Annotated in this window: 15 protein-coding genes and 2 pseudogenes; 3 read left to right on the top strand and 14 right to left on the bottom strand. The window is 75.5% G+C overall.

The features are described 5' to 3' along the window. The 8 genes and pseudogenes from E4P41_RS18560 to E4P41_RS18525 all read right to left on the bottom strand — a co-directional run. Positions 1-309: pseudogene (locus E4P41_RS18560) on the bottom strand (hypothetical protein); the annotation flags it as partial. Next, the gene (gene hemB, locus E4P41_RS18555) at positions 309-1358 is read right to left on the bottom strand and encodes a porphobilinogen synthase (RefSeq protein ID WP_135142730.1); all 1050 of its coding nucleotides are present in this window, start codon (positions 1356-1358) and stop codon (positions 309-311) included. The pseudogene E4P41_RS18560 and the gene hemB, both read right to left, overlap by 1 nt. Beyond that, positions 1355-2887, bottom strand: a complete 1533-nt coding sequence (locus E4P41_RS18550) for a uroporphyrinogen-III synthase (protein WP_135142729.1) — start codon at positions 2885-2887, stop codon at positions 1355-1357. The genes hemB and E4P41_RS18550 overlap by 4 nt, the downstream gene beginning before the upstream one ends. Before the next feature lie 109 nt (positions 2888-2996). Then, positions 2997-3935: a hydroxymethylbilane synthase gene (gene hemC, locus E4P41_RS18545; RefSeq protein WP_135142728.1), complete on the bottom strand. Its 939-nt coding sequence runs from the start codon at positions 3933-3935 to the stop codon at positions 2997-2999. Then, entirely contained in the window at positions 3932-5293 is a 1362-nt protein-coding gene (locus tag E4P41_RS18540) for a glutamyl-tRNA reductase (RefSeq protein WP_135142727.1), read from the bottom strand. Before E4P41_RS18540 ends, hemC begins: the two co-directional genes overlap by 4 nt. A gap of 73 nt (positions 5294-5366) precedes the next feature. Beyond that, entirely contained in the window at positions 5367-6023 is a 657-nt protein-coding gene (locus E4P41_RS18535; RefSeq protein ID WP_135142726.1) for a redox-sensing transcriptional repressor Rex, read from the bottom strand. Between the two features lie 389 nt (positions 6024-6412). Next, positions 6413-6661 carry a glutaredoxin family protein gene (locus E4P41_RS18530; RefSeq protein WP_135142725.1) on the bottom strand — a complete coding sequence of 83 codons (249 nt, stop codon included), beginning with the start codon at positions 6659-6661 and terminating at the stop codon, positions 6413-6415. Beyond that, entirely contained in the window at positions 6651-8198 is a 1548-nt protein-coding gene (locus E4P41_RS18525; protein WP_135142724.1) for an AMP-binding protein, read from the bottom strand. Before E4P41_RS18525 ends, E4P41_RS18530 begins: the two co-directional genes overlap by 11 nt. Before the next feature lie 226 nt (positions 8199-8424). On the opposite strand from E4P41_RS18525, the gene E4P41_RS18520 reads away from it, so the two are divergent. From E4P41_RS18520 to E4P41_RS18510, 3 genes are all read left to right on the top strand, one after another. Continuing rightward, the gene (locus E4P41_RS18520) at positions 8425-9231 is read left to right on the top strand and encodes a sigma-70 family RNA polymerase sigma factor (RefSeq protein ID WP_245177473.1); all 807 of its coding nucleotides are present in this window, start codon (positions 8425-8427) and stop codon (positions 9229-9231) included. Between the two features lie 118 nt (positions 9232-9349). After that, positions 9350-10519: a DUF5667 domain-containing protein gene (locus E4P41_RS18515; RefSeq protein WP_135142722.1), complete on the top strand. Its 1170-nt coding sequence runs from the start codon at positions 9350-9352 to the stop codon at positions 10517-10519. A 124-nt stretch (positions 10520-10643) separates the two neighbouring features. Continuing rightward, on the top strand, positions 10644-11546 hold the full coding sequence (locus E4P41_RS18510) for an HAD-IB family hydrolase (RefSeq protein ID WP_209307795.1): 903 nt from the start codon (positions 10644-10646) through the stop codon (positions 11544-11546). A gap of 96 nt (positions 11547-11642) precedes the next feature. On the opposite strand, the gene E4P41_RS18505 is transcribed toward E4P41_RS18510, so the two are convergent. From E4P41_RS18505 to E4P41_RS22345, 6 genes and pseudogenes are all read right to left on the bottom strand, one after another. Then, positions 11643-12551 carry a lysophospholipid acyltransferase family protein gene (locus tag E4P41_RS18505; RefSeq protein WP_135142721.1) on the bottom strand — a complete coding sequence of 303 codons (909 nt, stop codon included), beginning with the start codon at positions 12549-12551 and terminating at the stop codon, positions 11643-11645. Continuing rightward, complete coding sequence (locus E4P41_RS18500; RefSeq protein ID WP_135142720.1) at positions 12544-13650, bottom strand: NAD-dependent epimerase/dehydratase family protein; 1107 nt, start codon at positions 13648-13650, stop codon at positions 12544-12546. Before E4P41_RS18500 ends, E4P41_RS18505 begins: the two co-directional genes overlap by 8 nt. A gap of 10 nt (positions 13651-13660) precedes the next feature. Then, positions 13661-13759 (bottom strand): AURKAIP1/COX24 domain-containing protein, encoded by a 99-nt coding sequence (locus tag E4P41_RS18495; RefSeq protein WP_012854759.1) that lies wholly within the window; start codon positions 13757-13759, stop codon positions 13661-13663. Between the two features lie 421 nt (positions 13760-14180). After that, positions 14181-14525 (bottom strand): helix-turn-helix domain-containing protein, encoded by a 345-nt coding sequence (locus E4P41_RS23445; protein ID WP_245177472.1) that lies wholly within the window; start codon positions 14523-14525, stop codon positions 14181-14183. A gap of 250 nt (positions 14526-14775) precedes the next feature. After that, positions 14776-15609: a pyrroline-5-carboxylate reductase gene (proC, locus tag E4P41_RS18485; protein WP_209307794.1), complete on the bottom strand. Its 834-nt coding sequence runs from the start codon at positions 15607-15609 to the stop codon at positions 14776-14778. Positions 15610-15682: 73 nt separating this feature from the next. Further along, positions 15683-16056, bottom strand: a pseudogene (locus tag E4P41_RS22345) (proline dehydrogenase); the annotation flags it as partial.

Raw genomic sequence — 16056 nt, 5'->3', positions numbered from 1 at the left:
GATCTCGCCGACCGCGCGCAGGTGCGCGGCGTCGACGTCGGCGAGCGGCACCCGCTCGCGGCCGACGACGAGCGCCGGGTCGGCGCCGCCGGCGTCCACCCGGACCGTCCAGGCGCGGCGGGCCGACAGCACTCCGGCCGCCACGACGCCCAGGACGGCCACCACCGCGACCAACCCGACCAGCGGCGGCACGTCCGGGACCGGCAGCGCCAGGTCCAGGACGACGACGAGCCCGAGGACCCCGGCCGTCAGCCAGAACGGCCGCCAGGAACCCCCCGGCTCGACGTACGACGGCGGCCTGTCCTTCATCAGCGCAGCCAGTGGGCCGCCTCCACCGCCCAGTAGGTCAGCACCGTGCCGGCCCCGGCGCGGCGGATCGCGGTGAGCGTCTCCAGGACGGCCCGCTGCCGGTCGACCCAGCCGTTGGCCGCGGCCGCCTCGAGCATCGCGTACTCGCCGCTGACCTGGTAGGCGCTGACCGGGACGTCGACGGCGTCGGCGACCCGGGAGACGATGTCCAGGTAGGGCAGCGCGGGCTTGACCATGACGGCGTCGGCGCCCTCGGCGAGGTCCTGCGCCACCTCGCGCAGCGCCTCGTCGGCGTTGGGCGGGTCCATCTGGTAGGTCGAGCGGTCGCCGAACCGCGGCGCCCCCTCGGCGGCCTCGCGGAACGGGCCGTAGAAGCCCGACGCGTACTTGGCGGCGTAGGCCAGGATCGGCGTCTCGGTGTGGCCGGCGCCGTCCAGGGCTCGTCGGATGGCCGCGACCTGGCCGTCCATCATCCCGCTGGGGGCGATGACGTGGGCCCCGGCCTGGGCCTGGGCGATCGCGACGGCGGCGTAGCGGTCCAGCGTCGGGTCGTTGTCCACGACGAGTTCCCCGCCCTGCCCCCGGACCCCGCCCCTGGCCGGGGTGACCAGCCCGCAGTGCCCGTGGTCGGTGTACTCGCACAGGCACAGGTCGGCCATGAGCACCAGCTCGTCGCCGAGGTCGGCCGAGAGCTGCTGCAGGGCGACGTTGACGATGCCGTCGGCCGCGTCGGCCTGCGAGCCGACCGCGTCCTTCTCCGACGGGATGCCGAAGAGGATCAGCCCGCCGATGCCGGCCTCGGCCGCCTCGTGCGCGGCCTTCCGCAGCGAGTCGGTCGTGTGCTGGACGACACCGGGCATCGAGCGGATCGGCACCGGCTCGTCGATGCCCTGCTTGACGAAGACGGGCAAGACGAGGTCGGCCGGGGACAGCCGGGTCTGCGCGGTGAGCCGCCGCAGCGCGGGCGTCGACCGCAGCCGGCGCCCGCGCGCGAACGGAGTCGCTCGAGCGCGGAAACCGTTCCCGAGCGACTCCGCTCGGGGAGTCACCCGTCCTCCTCGGCCCGGCGGACCGCGGCGAACTCGGCCAGGGCGTCGACCAGCGGCCCGACGGCCGCGGTCTCGGGCCGGACGTCGACCCGCAGGCCGAACTCCTGCGCCGTCGCGGCCGTCTGCGGGCCGATCACCGCCACCACGGTCTTCGCGTGCGGCTTGCCCGCGATGCCCACCAGGTTGCGCACGGTGCTCGACGACGTGAAGCACACCGCGTCGAAGCCGCCACCCTTGATCGCCTCGCGAATCGGGGCGGGCGGCGGGGCGGCCCGGACGGTGCGGTAGGCGGTGACGTCGTCGATCTCCCAGCCGCGCTCCTTGAGGCCCGCGGCGAGGGTTTCGGTGGCGATGTCGGCGCGGGGCAGCAGCACCCGGTCGATCGGGTCGAGGACGTCGTCGTACTCCGGGAAGTCGGCCAGCAGGCCCTCGCTGGACTGCTCCCCGCTGGGCACCAGCTCCGGCACGATGCCGAAGGCCCGCACCGCGTCGGCGGTCGACTCGCCGACGCAGGCCACCTTGACGCCGGCGAACGCGCGGGCATCGAGGCCCAGCTCGACGAACTTCTCGCGGACGGCCTTCACCGCGTTGACCGAGGTGAAGACGATCCAGCCGTAGCGGCCGGTGACCAGGCCCTTGATGGCGCGGTCCATCTGCGCGGGGCTGCGCGGCGGCTCGACGGCGATGGTCGGCACCTCGACCGGGACGGCGCCGTAGGCGCGCAGCCGGTCGCTCATCTCGCCGGCCTGGTCCTTGGTGCGCGGCACCAGCACCCGCCAGCCGAACAGCGGCCGGCTCTCCCACCAGGAGAGCTTGCCGCGCTTGTCGACGGCCGAGCCGACGGTGGCCACGACCGGACCGGTGACGGGGTCCAGACCGGCCGTCTTCTCGGCGACGGCGGCGAGCTTGGCGACGACGCTCTTCTGCCCGGTGCCTGAGCCGCCGGTGGTGATCACCACCGAGGTGTTGCCGGAGAGGCCGCCCTCGACCAGCCGCGCGGCGGCGTCGGGCAGGTCCTCGGCATTGCCCTGCAGCACCAGCGGGGCGCCCAGGCCGGTCGCGGCAGCGGCCAGCGCGGCCAGGTCGGCCTCACCGCCGCGCAGGTCGGCGGTAAGCGAGGTACCGCCGAGGGCGACGCCGGCGAAGGCCGGGACGGCGGTCGCGGGAGCCACGCCGGGGACGACGTCGAAGCCCACCGAGCTGCGGCCGACGGCCAGCACCTCCTTGACCACGCCGTCGGAGGTGAACGGGTCGCCGGCGACCAGCCGGACGACGGTGCCGCCGCTCTTGGCAGCGGCCACGGCGGCCTTGGCCACCTCGGCCGGCTCCCCGGTCGCGGGGGTGAGCTCGAGCTCGGGGCGCTCGACGCGGACGGCCTCGGCGATCGCCGGCGGGACGTCGGGGTCGACGAGGACGGTGTCGGCCGAGGCGAGCGCCGCGGTGGCCCGGGCGGTCAGCATCCCGGGGTCGCCCGGGCCGGCGCCGACGAAGACGACCCTGCCGGCCGCCGCGCCGTTCTTGCGCGTCATGTCCTGCTCCTAGGTTCTGCCCGGTAGGGCTCCGATGTCATGGCCCCGGAGGGCTCGTGTGCGGGGGTACGGGGGGCCGGGGTCTGCTGCCCGGCCCGGGGGGTCGAGGTCATCGGGAGGCCGCCATCAGCTCGGCGGCGCCTCGGTCGAGGAGCTCCGCGGCGAGCTCGCGGCCGAGCCGCTCGGCCTCGGCTGGGGGGCCGGTGAGCGAGCCGCGGACGCCGTCGCTGCCGTCGAGCGCCGTCACCGAGGCGCGGAGGAACAGCTCGGGGCCGTCGTCGCCCTCGGCGAGCTCGGCGTAGGCGGCGACCGGCGCGCTGCAGCCGGCCTCCAGCGCCGCGAGCGTGGTTCGCTCGGCGACCACGCACGCCCGGGTCCCGGCGTCCTCCAGGGCGGCCAGCAGCTGCCGGGCCCGGTCGTCGTCGGTCCGGCACTCCACGGCCAGTGCACCCTGCGCCGGCGCGGGGAGCACCTGCAGGGGGTCGAGGGTCTCGGTGACGGCGTCCAGCCGGCCCAGCCGGGCCAGCCCGGCCCGCGCCAGGACGACGGCGTCCAGGTCGCCCGGCACGACCCGGTTCATGCGGGTGTCGACGTTGCCGCGGATCGGCACCACGTCGAGGCCCAGCCCCAGCGCGCGCAGCTGGGCGACCCGCCGCGGGGCGCCGGTGCCCACCCTCGACCCCGACGGCAGCTCGCCGAGGGTCAGGCCGTCCCGGGCGACCAGCGCGTCGCGCGGGTCCTCCCGCGGCGGGACGGCCGCGATGGTCAGCCCCGGCTCGGGCAGCGTGGGCAGGTCCTTGTAGCTGTGCACGGCGACGTCCACGGTGCCCTCGAGCAGCGCCTGGCGGATCGCCGTCACGAAGACGCCCGTGCCGCCGAGCTGGGCGATCGCCGCCGCGGAGCGATCCCCCTCGGTGCTGATGTGCACCAGCTCGACAGGGACGCCGCTGGCCGCGGTGATCGCATCGGCCACCGCCTGCGACTGGGTGGTCGCCAGCCGGCTGGCCCGCGTTCCCAGCCGCAGGGTGCCCGTCGTGGTGGCGGTCATGTCGTCCCTCCCGGCCGCAGCTCGTCGGGGTCGACGGTGACCGCCTCGGCCAGGTTGGTCCGCGCCGGGAGGACCTCGGCGTCGATGCCCAGGCCGAACAGGGCGCGCAGCGCGTCGGCGTAGTCCACGCCACCGGGGGCGCTGGCCAGTTCCTTGACCCGCACGGTCGGCTCGTGCAGCAGCTTGTCGACGACGCGGCGGACCGTCCGGGCGACCTCCGCTCGGGCCCGGGCGTCCAGGTCGGGCACCCGTGTGGACAGTCGCAGCAGCTCGGCGTCGACCACCTCGGCGGCCTGGCTGCGCAGCGCCGAGACCGTCGGCGCGACCGCCGCGGCCTGCCGCTCGGCACGCAGGAGCGCGGTCTCGGCCTCGATGAGGGCGTGCGCCGCGGCGACGTCGTCGGCGGCCACCGGGCTCGCCGCCGAGCGCCCGTCGTGGCTCCGCTCGCCCTGCAGCAGCGCCAGGTCGACGACGTGCACGCCGGGCAGGGCGGCCACGCCGGGGTCGACGTCGCGGGGCAACGCCAGGTCGATGACGACCAGCGGTCGGTCCGGCCGGGCGGCCATCGCGCGGGCGATCACCTCGGTGCCGACGACGAGGCCGCGGGCGCCGGTGCAGGTGATCAGCACGTCGGCGGCGGCGACCTCCGTGGGCAGGTCGGCGAGCTCGGCGGACCGGCCCTCGACGGCGGCGGCCACCCGCTCGGCGTGCGCGAAGGTGCGGCTGACGACGGTCACGGTGGCGCCACGGCGGGCCAGCGTGGCCGAGGCGAGGGCGCCCATCGACCCCGCGCCGACGACCAGCACCGGCCGGCCCTCGAGGGAGCCGATCCGCTCCTCGGCGCGGTCCAGGGAGACCGACACCAGCGACGCGCCGGCCGTGTCGATGCCGGTCTCGGAGTGGACCCGCTTGCCGACCCGCAGCGCCCGCTGCGCGACCGGGTGCATCGCCCGGCCGACGGTGCCCTGCTCGCGGGCCAGCGCGTAGGCGTTCCGCAGCTGCCCGAGCACCTGGGTCTCGCCGACCACCATCGAGTCCAGGCCCGCGGCGACGGTGAACAGGTGCGCGACGGCCTGGTCCTCGTAGTGGACGGTGACGTACGGGGAGAGCTCCTCCACCGTGGCGCCGGCCTGGCGGGCCAGCACGCGGCTGACCTCGGTGACGCCGCCGTGGAAGCGGTCCACCTCGGCGAAGACCTCGACGCGGTTGCAGGTCGCCAGCACGATCGCCTCGCTGACGTGGTTGCTGCCGACCAGCTCGTGCAGCGCCTTGACGGTGTCGTCGGGGCCCATGGCGAACTGCTCGAGCAGCGCGACGGGTGCGGTCTGGTGGCTCACGCCCACGGCAAGCAGGCTCATGCTCCCTCCTCGCCGGCGCTCGTCGGACGCATGCGCAGGCTCGCTCCGCCCATGGGTGAGCTCGCACGCTCGCTCACGCACCCACCTCCACCGTCGCGCCGCGCTGCTGGCCGAGGAACGCGAGCACCTGCAGTTCGACGGAGAGGTCGACCTGGCGGACGTCGACCTCCGCGGGCGCCGACAGCGCCACGGGCGCGAAGTTCAGGATGCTCCTCAGCCCGGCCGCGGTCAGCCGGTCGCAGACCGACTGGGCGACGTCGGCCGGTGTCGCGATGACCCCGATGGTGGCCGCGGTCGCGGTCACGACCTCGTCGAGCTCGGCCATCGGGCGCACCGGCTGACCGCCGATCAGCTGGCCGACCCGGGCCGGGGCGGCGTCGAAGAGCCCGACGAACCGGAAGCCGCGGCTGCCGAAGCCGGCGTAGCCGGCCAGGGCGGTGCCCAGGTTGCCGATCCCCACGAGCACGCAGGCGCGGGATCGTTCCACGCCGAGCACCCGGGCGATGCGGTCGCGCAGCGTGGCGACCTCGTAGCCCACCCCGCGGACCCCGCAGGGGCCCAGGTGGGAGAGGTCCTTGCGCAGCCCGGCCGGGTTGACGCCCGCCGCCGAGGCGAGCTCGCCGGAGGAGACGTTGCTGCGTCCGCCGTCGGCCAGGCCGGTGAGCACGCGCAGGTACACGGCCAGGCGGGCGACGGTGGCCTCCGGGATGCGGGGCCGGGATGAGGACACGGGCCTGCTACTCCACAACGGTCGCGCCCGGGGGTCCGGCGGGGTGCCGGGTGCGGTCGATCGACATCGGGGACCCGGGCGGATTGCCGCCCGGCGATCGCCACGGTAACCGCTTGTGAACGCAGGAACAAAGTCGCCGGGGGGCCAGCAGGCCGCTCCCCAGCGCAGACGCGCTCCGCTGTGGTGGAGACCATATCCCGCGTCTGCCCGAGCACCCCGGCCGGGTGAGCCGTGAGGTCCCGGCCGGCCACCGTGGAGCGTGGGCGTGCCGGCGCGCTCTTGCGCTGTTCCACCCGCTTTCGCGCCGTTGCAGCAGCGCGGAAGCGCCAGCAACACCGCGAGAGTGGGACCCGCACGCTGCCCCGAGGGGGGTCCGCGGGGCCTCCCTGCTACAGGCCGAGGTCCCGCCGGAGTCGTGGGACGTCGACGGTGAAGTAGGAGTGCTCCCGGCCGTCGAGCAGCACGACCGGCACCCGGTCGCCGTACTCGGCCTGCACCTGCGGGTCGGCGTCCACGTCGACCGCGGCCACCGTCAGGTCGGCCTCCGCGGCGACCCGGTCGAGCGTCTCCGACGCGACCGCGCAGAGGTGGCAGCCCGCCCGCGTGAGCAGCTGCAGCCGGGGCGCGTCAGTACTCACCGTCGTCCCCGGGAGCCGCCTCGTCGGCGGAGTCCAGGCCGAGCTCGCGCAGCCGGGCCCGGCTGACCTTGCCGGTCAGCGAGTGCGGCAGCGAGGCGAGCACCTGCACCGACGTCGGAACCTTGTACCGGGCCAGCGACGCCGCGGCGTGCTCGCGCAGCTCCGCGAAGCCGACCTGCCGGCCCGGGCGCAGCGCGACGACCGCCCGCACCGCGGAGCCGGTGCGCGGGTCGGGGACCCCGATGACCGCGCTCTCCGCGACGGCGGGGTGTGTGTCGAGCACCCGCTCCACCTCTGCCGGGTACACGTTGAAACCGCTCACCAGGATCAGATCGCTGCGGCGGTCGACCAGGTGCAGGTCGCCGTCCTCGTCGGCGTAGGCCAGGTCGCCGGTGGCCAGCCAGCCGTCGGCGTCCGGCCCGTCGGTGCCGTCGGGCCAGTACCCGGAGAAGAGGTTGGCACCGCGGACCCAGATCTCGCCGGGGCCGTCCTCGGCGGCATCGCCGGCGGCGGACCCGTCGTCATCGACCGGTTCGTGCAGGGCGGTGTCGCGCAACTGCAGCTCCACGCCGGGGAGGGCGCCGCCGATGCAGGTCGGCTTGGCCCGCCCGGTCGCCAGGGTGCTGGCCACCACCGGGCAGGCCTCGGTCAACCCGTAGCCCTCCCAGACGGTCACCGCGGCGCGCTCGCGCATCGCCGTCCAGACGTCCTCGGGCAGCGGCGCGGCGCCGGAGGAGGCGATCCGGACGGCGGCGAAGGCACGGCGCAGGTCGGCGTCGGACCCGGCGGCATCGGCCGCGGCCAGCCAGGCCCGGTACATCGGCGGAGCGCCCGGGACCGCGGTGACCTCCTCCCGGGTCATGACCGCGAGGGAGGCCACCGGGTCGAAGGCCTCCATGAGCACCGCGCAGGCGCCGGTGGCCGCGACCAGGCCGAAGCCGGCGTTGAGCCCGTAGACGTGGAACAGCGGCAGCGCGAGCAGGACGCGGTCGTCGGGGCGGACCGGTGGGGGCTGCATCCGCAGGCACTGCTCCTGGTTGGCCCGCAGCGCGGCCGTCGACAGCATCGCGCCGCGCGGCCGGCCGGTGGTCCCACTGGTGTAGGCGAGGAAGGCCAGCGACTCGGGGGCCTCGGGGACCGCGGGCGGCGCGACGTCGTCGGTGGGCGGCCCGGCGAGCACCGGCACCCCGGCCACCGGCTCCCGCTCGCCGGCGACGAGCAGCGCAGCAGCGGAGTCGGAGAGCACGAACTCCAGCTCCGGGTCGGTGTAGGCGGTGTTCACCGGGACGACGACCAGTCCCGCGCGCAGGGCGCCCAGCGTCGCCCGCAGCCAGTCGGCGCCGTTGGGCAGCTGCACCGCCACCCGCTCCCCTGGCGTCAGACCCCGAGCCGCGTACCCGGCGGCCACGCGGTCGACCTGCGCGTCCAGCTCGCCCCAGCTGAGCCGCTCCTCGCCGGCCACCACCGCCGGCGACTCCGCGCGGTCCCGGGCCGCGGCCCGCACCAGGACGGGCAGCGAGCTACCGACGTCGGTCATGCACCTCTCCTCCGGTGGAGCGCCATGGCCGCCCGTGGGAAGCGCTCGCAACGGCCGGTGACCGGATGGCGTGGACGGGCTGCAGCGATGTTGTCACCATGGGCGCCGACCCGCAGCACCGCGACGCCCGCCCGGCGGGCGTCGCGGGTCCCGAGCCGAGGGAGGCTCGGGCGGGCCGGACGAGGAGGACGCACGCATGCGACGCTCGCGCCCTGCGGACGAGCGCGTGCCCGCAGCCGTGTCCACGGCCGTCCCCGCGGCGTCCGGCGAACCGTGCCCGCGGCCGCACCCCACCGGCCACCCCCGGACCGCCGGCGACACACCGCCGGCGCCCGCCGCGCCGGGGAACACCGCGCCGCCGCCCGTCCCCGGCGCGGAGGACGTCACACCGGAGCACCCGGCGGGGGTGGACGCCGCCGGGCAGGAGGCCGTCGGGCAGGAGGCCGCCGGGCAGCCGGCCGCGTTCGGCGAGACCGTCCCGCCGCCGGCCGTCGACATCTGGGCCCTCGTCCGCCAGGTGCAGGACGGCGACGCGGAGGCGTTCGGGCGCCTCTACGACCACTACGTGGCGATGGTCCACCGCTACCTGTTGCACCGGGTGGGCGACCGCGCACAGGCCGAGGACTTCACCAGCGAGACCTTCGTCCGCGCGCTCCGGCGGATCGACTCGCTGTCCTTCCAGGGGCGCGACGTCGGCGCCTGGCTGGTCACGATCGCCCGCAACATCGTCCTCGACCACGTGAAGAGCAGCCGGTTCCGGCTGGAGGTCACCACCGCGGACATGCACGCCGCCGACCGCGTCACCGAGGGCCCGGAGGACGCCGTCGTGCAGGCGCTGACCAACGAGCAGCTGCTGGCCTGCATCCGGCAGCTGGGCAGCGAGCAGCAGGAGTGCATCTCCCTGCGCTTCCTGCAGGGGCTCTCGGTGGCGGAGACCGCGGCGGTCATGGGCAAGAAGGACGGGGCCGTCAAGGCGCTGCAGCACCGCGCCGTCCGCCGGCTGGCGAGCCTGCTGCCCGAGGGGCTGCGGTGAGCCCCGCAGGGGCCACCCGCCGGCACCCCGTAACGGCCGCGTCGCGGGCGTCGTTCTCCGGGTGGCGGCGTGTCACGGGAGAGCGCCCCACCCCCGACCGACCCCTCGGAGGCACCTGGTGAGCAGGCATGACGGCAGCACGCCGCCGGGCACCCGGCGCGCCACGGTACGGGACCGGCAGGACGCGGTGGTCGCCCGGCTGCAGGCGCTCGCCGCCGACCTCGACGACACACCCGACCCGCGGTTCCGGGCCGCCACGCGGGACCGGCTGGTCGCCATGGCGGCGGTCCGCGCCCCGCAGCCCGCGCCGCGCTCCGGTCTCCGCCGACTGCTCGCCGCCCGGGTGGACGACGGGCCGGCGCCGGCCTGGCGCACCCGGCTGACCGCCGGCCTCGCCGGTGCGGCGCTGACCGTGACCGCCCTCGGGACCCTCGCCGCGGTCGCCACCGACGCCCGGCCCGGCGACGTCCTGTACGGCCTCAAGCGCGGCACCGAGCAGACCCGGCTGGCCCTCGCCGGCGACGACCGCGGCCTGACGCTGCTCCAGTTCGCCCGGACCCGGCTCGACGAGCTCGGCGCTCTGCCCGGCCCCACGGCGACCGACGTCTCCGGCCTGCTCGACACCATGGACATCCAGACCGCCGAGGGTGCCGCGCTGCTGGCCGCGCAGGCGGTCGGCAGCCGGGACGCCGACCCGGTCGCCGAGCTGGCCGACTGGGCCCAGCGGCAGACCACCGAGCTGACCGCCCTGCAGCCCGACCTCCCCGAGGGGGCCGCGGGTGCAGCGGAGGAGTCGCTCGAGCTGCTCGCCACCGTGACCGGGCGGGTCACCGGCCTGCAGGCTGCGCTCGCCTGTCCCGCCGGACCGGCCACGACGGGCACCGACGCCCTGGGGCCGGTCCCGGCCCCCTGCCCGGCCGAGGAGGCGACGGCCGGGACACCGGCGGACGAGTCCCCCTCCGTCGATTCCGGAGTCACCTCGGGCGACGAACCGATCATCGACGCCCCCGGGGGTGCGCCGGCGGACTCGCCCGCCCCCGCGCCCCGGACGGCGCCGTCCGCTCCGACCGGCGGCGACGACAGCGGCGATCGGGGCACCGGGTCCTCGCCCGGCGGCAGCGGTGGCGAGGTGACGACGCCGGCGGTCCCGCGGGTCCCGACGGACGACGGACCGCTCGTCACCGTCCCCGAGTCCCCCCTGCCCAGCCCCCCGGTGGTCACGGAGAACTCGGACGACCCGCTGCTGGACGCACCGCTGTCGATCTGCATCCGGCCGCTCGTCTGCTGAGCTGCAGTGGCCGCTGCGGCCTCCCCGCCCCTTGGCCGCCGCGCACGCGGACGCCACTAGGGTCACAGGCGGTGATCCACCCGCCGCCCGCGACGGTGGTGGAGGAGCGACAGGGGAGGTCGTCGTGCCAGGACTGCCCTTCCGCGCCCGCCGCGTGCGCTCGGCGGACCTGCCGGACGAGGAGACGCGGGCCCACGTCGCCGGAGCCGCATCAGCCGCGGCCGCCGAGGTCGAACCGGCCCCGGCCGTCGTCCCGGACCTGACCGCGGCGGCGTTCTTCGACGTCGACAACACGATGATGATGGGCGCGTCCATCTTCTGGTTCGCCCGGGGACTGGCCACCCGCAAGTACCTGACCACCCGCGACATGTCGCGCTTCGTGTGGCAGCAGGCCAAGTTCCGGATCGCCGGCAACGAGAGCGCCGACGACATGCACACGATCCGGGAGAACGCGCTGGCCTTCGTCGCCGGGCGCCCGGTCACCGAGATCGTCCAGGCCGGCGAGGAGATCTACGACGAGCTGATGGCCGATCGCATCTGGGCCGGCACACGGGTGCTCGCCCAGCAGCACCTCGACGCCGGGCAGCGGGTCTGGCTGGTCACGGCGACCCCGGTGGAGCTGGCCAGCATCATCGCCCACCGCCTGGGCCTGACCGGCGCGCTCGGCACCGTGGCGGAGGTCGTCGACGGGCACTACACCGGTCGGCTGGTCGGCGAGCTGATGCACGGCGAGGCCAAGGCCGAGGCGGTGCGGGCGCTGGCCGAGCGGGAAGGCCTGGACCTGTCCCGGTGCACCGCCTACAGCGACAGCTCCAACGACCTGCCGATGCTCACGCTGACCGGCCGGGCGATCGCGGTGAACCCGGACACCGAGCTCCGTGCGGTGGCCCGCTCCCGCGGCTGGGAGGTCAGGGACTTCCGCACCGGGCGCAAGGCCGCGAAGATCGGCGTCCCGGTGGGCGTGGCCGCGTTGTCCGGCGGGGTCGCGGGCGCCGCGCTCGCGCTGCGCCGCCGCAAGCTGTCCTGAACGCCGTCGGCGGTGTGTGCGCACACCGCCGACGCGATGGCCGCCCGACCGCCACACGCGCAGGAGCCGGCCCAGACGCCCGGCGAGCGGACGATGTCAGCGAAAGACCGAACTGCGCTGCAGGAGCAGCTGGTAGAGCGACTGCTGGATCGTCTCGCGCACCTGGTCGGTGAGGTTGAAGACCAGCATCGGGTCCTCGGCGGCCGACGGCCCGTAGGACGCCGTCTCGATCGGCTCGCCGAACGCGATGAGCCACTTCGACGGCAGGGGTACGAGCCCCAGCGGGCCGAGCGCCGGGAAGGTCGGCGTCACCGGGAAGTAGGGCAGTCCGAGGAGCCGGGCGACGGTCCTGGCGTTGCCGATCATGGGGTAGATCTCCTCGGCGCCGACGATGGCGCACGGGATGATGGGAGCACCGGTGCGCAGGGCGGCCGTGACGAAACCACCCCGGCCGAAGCGCTGCAGGGTGTACCGGTCGCGGAACGGCTTGCCGATCCCCTTGAAACCCTCGGGGAACACCCCGACCAGCTCACCGCCGGTGAGCAGCCGCTCGGCGTCCTCGTTGCAGGCCAGCGTGGAGCCCAACTTGCGGGACAGCGAGCCGACGACCGGCAGGTCGAACACCAGGTCGGCACCGAGCAGCCGCAGCCGCCGGCGGGCCGGGTGGTCGTCGTGCAGTGCGACCGTCGTCATCATCGCGTCGAGCGGCAGCGTGCCCGAGTGGTTGGCCACGACCAGTGCGCCGCCGGTGGCGGGCACGTTCTCCACGCCCTGGGTCTCCACCCGGAACCACCGGGAGAACAGCGGCCGCAGCAGCGGCAGCAGCACGTGGTCGGAGAGATCGGGGTCGAAGCCGAACTCGTCGGTCTCGTAGTCGCCGGTCAGCCGCCGGCTGAGGAACTCCAGGCCGCCGGCGACCTGCTCCTCCCACGTCGCCGACGGCCGCGGCGGGACGTGCGGCTCGTCGTCGTCCGGCCGCAGCGGGATGACCCGGGCCTCAGGCATCGCGCACCGCCCGCAGCCCGGGGGACGGCGGTGCCGGCCGCAGCCGCTCCCCCACCGCGCCCACCGTGGCACCCACCCGCGCGACCAGGTCCTCCGCCCGCGACGCGACCCCGGCGACCACCTCCGGCGGGACGACGGGCGCGACGGTGCTGGCGTAGTCGGCCAGCGCCTGCTCGGTGCTGTACCGCGGCGTGTAGCCGAACTCCTCGCGGAGCACCGTGGTGTCCACGACCCGGCCGAAGTTGAGGAAGCGCATCTGCTCCGGGGAGTAGTCGACGAACCCGAAGCGGCGGGTGAGTCTGCCTAGCGAACCCAGCGCGGGCGAGGGCAGCGGCACCTGCAGCCGGCCCAGCCGGCGGATCACCTGCGACAGCAGCAACGTGCCCTCCCCACCGACGTTGACGGTCCCGGCGAAGTCGCCGGTGGTGGCCCGGCTCAGCACCGCCAGGGCGTCGTCCTCGTGCAGCATCTGCACGCGGGCGTCGTACCCCAGCGCCGTCGGCACCAGCGGCATGCGCAGGAAGTGCGTGAGCACCGAGTCGATGCGCGGGCCGATGAAGTTGGTGAAACGCAGCGCCGCCACCCCGACGTCGGGACGGCGGCGGGAGAAGGAGCGGACGTAGCCCTCGATGTCGAGGCTGTCCCTGGCGAAGCCCCCGGACGGGACCCGGCGGGCCTGCATGGCCTCGGTGAAGACGGCGGGGTCGCGCGAGGACGCGCCGTAGACGGCGCTGGTCGACTTGAGCACGAACCGGCGCACCGACGAGGCGCGCTGGCAGGCGGCCAGGAGCTGCATCGTCCCGATGACGTTGAGCTCCTTCATCGGCCCCCGCCCGCCGGAGCCGGCGGGCGTGGAGCTGATGTTCATGTGCACGACCGTGTCGACCGAGGCCGTCGCGATGACCTTGCCGATCAGCGGGTTGCGGATGTCGGCCCGCACGAACTCGGTGCGCCCGAGCCGGCGGAGCATCTCCGGGGACGGGGGGACGGTGTCCACCCCGATGACGCGCTCGATGGCGCGGTCGCGAGCGAGCTCGGCCGCCAACGCACCGCCGAGCCACCGGCTCACGCCGGTGACCAGGACCACCGCGGGCGGCACGAGCGTCAGCTCACTTCTTGTTGCGCCGCTGGACGCGGGTCTTCTTCAACAGCTTGCGGTGCTTCTTCTTCGCCATCCGCTTGCGGCGCTTCTTGATGACCGAACCCATGTGCGTGCTCCCGACGTCGTTCCCACGCGGCGGCCACCGTCGACCGGGTGGTCGAGCCGGGCGCCGCACGAGGTGATCAGCTCTCTGCGACGACCCGGACCGGACCGGACCGGCGTCGCTCGGCGTCCGAGCGTACCCGGCGGCCCCGCGGCGACGCCGGGACACGGTCACCCTCCGGGCGATACCGCGGCCAGGTGCCATCTCCGTCGAGTGGAGCCGGGCCGTCGCTCCTCGCGGAGCCTCCGGCCCCCGCTCGTCGCCACACCGCAGGTGGCGCGACTCGGCAACCTCAGGCGAGGCGGACGGCGCGGCTCCGCGCGCCGTTCCGCTCCTCGCTCGCCAGCGTTCGCTGCGATGCTCCCTCGGCCCCCCGCAGGGTCCCGCCGCGAGCTCGCGAGTGGCGGAGGCAGGGGGTCCTCTCTCACGCGATGTCGGTGTAGGCGTCGCGCAGGTAGTCCTGGACGGCACGCTCGGGGACGCGGAAGGACCGGCCGACGCGGACGGCGGAGAGCTCGCCGGCGTGCACCAGGCGGTACACGGTCATCTTCGAGACGCGCATCATGCTGGCGACCTCGGCGACGGTCAGGAAGGTGACGGAGGCGCGCGGGGCCGGGACCGGCGGGCGGCCGAGCGGCATGGCAGCCGGGTGCTGCGGAGCGATCGGGCGGGCCATGGTGGCGGCCATCGGCCGGCCGGCCGGCCGCGGACCGGGAACGCCCGGACGGGCGTAGGCGGCGGCGGGGACGGTGCGCTGGGGCATGGTCATCTCTTCATCTCCGACCTAGCACGCGTCGGGCGTCGGCTTCCCCACCGACTACGGGGCACGCACGTGCTGACACAGAGAGTAGGGGGACATGCGTGACGGAAGCGATGGAAGAAACGGACAGGGGGAATGGTCCGTCCTGGGCAGAACTACACCTATGTAGCCACGTCGACATGTGTCTAGGCGCGTCGTGGACGACACGTCGCGATCCGCTCACGCAGCGTCGACACATCAACGTGTTCAGGCGGTACGGTCAACGGTCCCGCGCAGCCCGGCCCAACTCCACGGAACGGGCGTGGGCGGCCTCGATCGCGGCGATCAGCGCGGCTCGCACGCTGTGCCGCTCCAGCTCCCGGATGGCGGCAATCGTCGTCCCGCCCGGGCTGGTGACCGCCTCCCGCAGCTGCACCGGGTGCTCGCCGGAGTCGCGCAGCATGACCGCCGAGCCCAGCGCGGTCTGCACGATGAGGTCCACGGCGAGGTCGCGCGGCAGGCCCAGCAGGATGCCGGCGTCGACCATCGCCTCGACCAGGTAGAAGAAGTAGGCCGGGCCGCTGCCCGACAGCGCGGTGACGGCGTCCTGCTGCGACTCCGGGACCCGCCGCACCCGGCCGACGGCGGCCAGCAGCTCCTCGGCCTCGTCGAGGTGGCTCTCGTCGGCGTGCGCCCCGGCCGAGAGCACGCTCATCCCCTCATCGACCAGCGCCGGGGTGTTCGGCATGACCCGGACGACGGGAACGCCCTCGGGCAGTGCCGCCTCGATGGTCGACGTCGGGACACCGGCGGCCACCGACACCACCAGGTGCCCGCTGTCGACCGATCCGGCCAGGAGCCCGAGCAGCGTGCCGATGTCCTGCGGCTTGACCGCCAGCAGCAGCACCCGCGCGCGAGCGGCGGCCTCCGCGAGCCCCAGCGCCGGCACGCCGTAGCGCCCGGTCAGCTCGGCGGCCCGCTCGGGGTGCCGCTCGCAGACGACGACGCCGCCGGCACCGCCGCGGCGGACCAGGCCGGACAGCAGCGCCTCGCCGATCTTCCCGCCGCCGATGATCGCCAGCCCGGAACGGCCGGCGCCCGCGCGCCCGCTCACGAGTCCTCCTCGCTGGCGCTCGTCGGCCGCGTTCGCGGCGCTGCTGTACCCACGCGTGAGCTCGCGAGCTCGCTCACGACCGGCCCGCCAGCCGGCGCAGGGCCGCGGCCGGGGTGGGTGCCGGGCCGCCCCCGCCCGGGGACAGGAGGACCCGCACCCGGTACCCGCCGGCGACCAGCCGGCGCTGCTGCTCCCTGCGGACCTGCCACGGCATGACGTACTCCCAGCTGTCGGGGACTCGTTCGTTCCAGGCGGCGCGCTCGCCGGCGATGGCGACCAGCCGCGGGTCGGTGGTGCCCACGCCGGGGTGCCCGTCCCCGGCCATCAGCACGTTGAGGCAGCGGACGAAGGCCAGGTCGGCGGCGGGGCCACGCCCACCGGCCAGCCGCACCCGGCCGCCGGCCAGCGCGCGGCAGCGCTCCTCGGCCCCGGGGTCGGCCGCGGGGA

This window comes from Geodermatophilus sp. DF01-2, assembly GCF_004571065.1.
Lineage (GTDB): Bacteria > Actinomycetota > Actinomycetes > Mycobacteriales > Geodermatophilaceae > Geodermatophilus.
The sequence above is the reverse complement of the archived record's forward strand: the minus strand, read 5'-3'. Positions and strand labels throughout refer to the sequence as shown.

Bases quoted from the DNA above. Each gene is read 5' to 3' on its own strand.
- E4P41_RS18550 (WP_135142729.1), bottom strand. From the start codon at position 2,887: ATGACGCGCAAGAACGGCGCGGCGGCCGGCAGGGTCGTCTTCGTCGGC.
- hemC (WP_135142728.1), bottom strand. From the start codon at position 3,935: ATGACCGCCACCACGACGGGCACCCTGCGGCTGGGAACGCGGGCCAGC.
- E4P41_RS18540 (WP_135142727.1), bottom strand. From the start codon at position 5,293: ATGAGCCTGCTTGCCGTGGGCGTGAGCCACCAGACCGCACCCGTCGCG.
- E4P41_RS18525 (WP_135142724.1), bottom strand. From the start codon at position 8,198: ATGACCGACGTCGGTAGCTCGCTGCCCGTCCTGGTGCGGGCCGCGGCC.
- E4P41_RS18505 (WP_135142721.1), bottom strand. From the start codon at position 12,551: ATGCCTGAGGCCCGGGTCATCCCGCTGCGGCCGGACGACGACGAGCCG.
- E4P41_RS18495 (WP_012854759.1), bottom strand. From the start codon at position 13,759: ATGGGTTCGGTCATCAAGAAGCGCCGCAAGCGGATGGCGAAGAAGAAG.
- E4P41_RS23445 (WP_245177472.1), bottom strand. From the start codon at position 14,525: ATGACCATGCCCCAGCGCACCGTCCCCGCCGCCGCCTACGCCCGTCCG.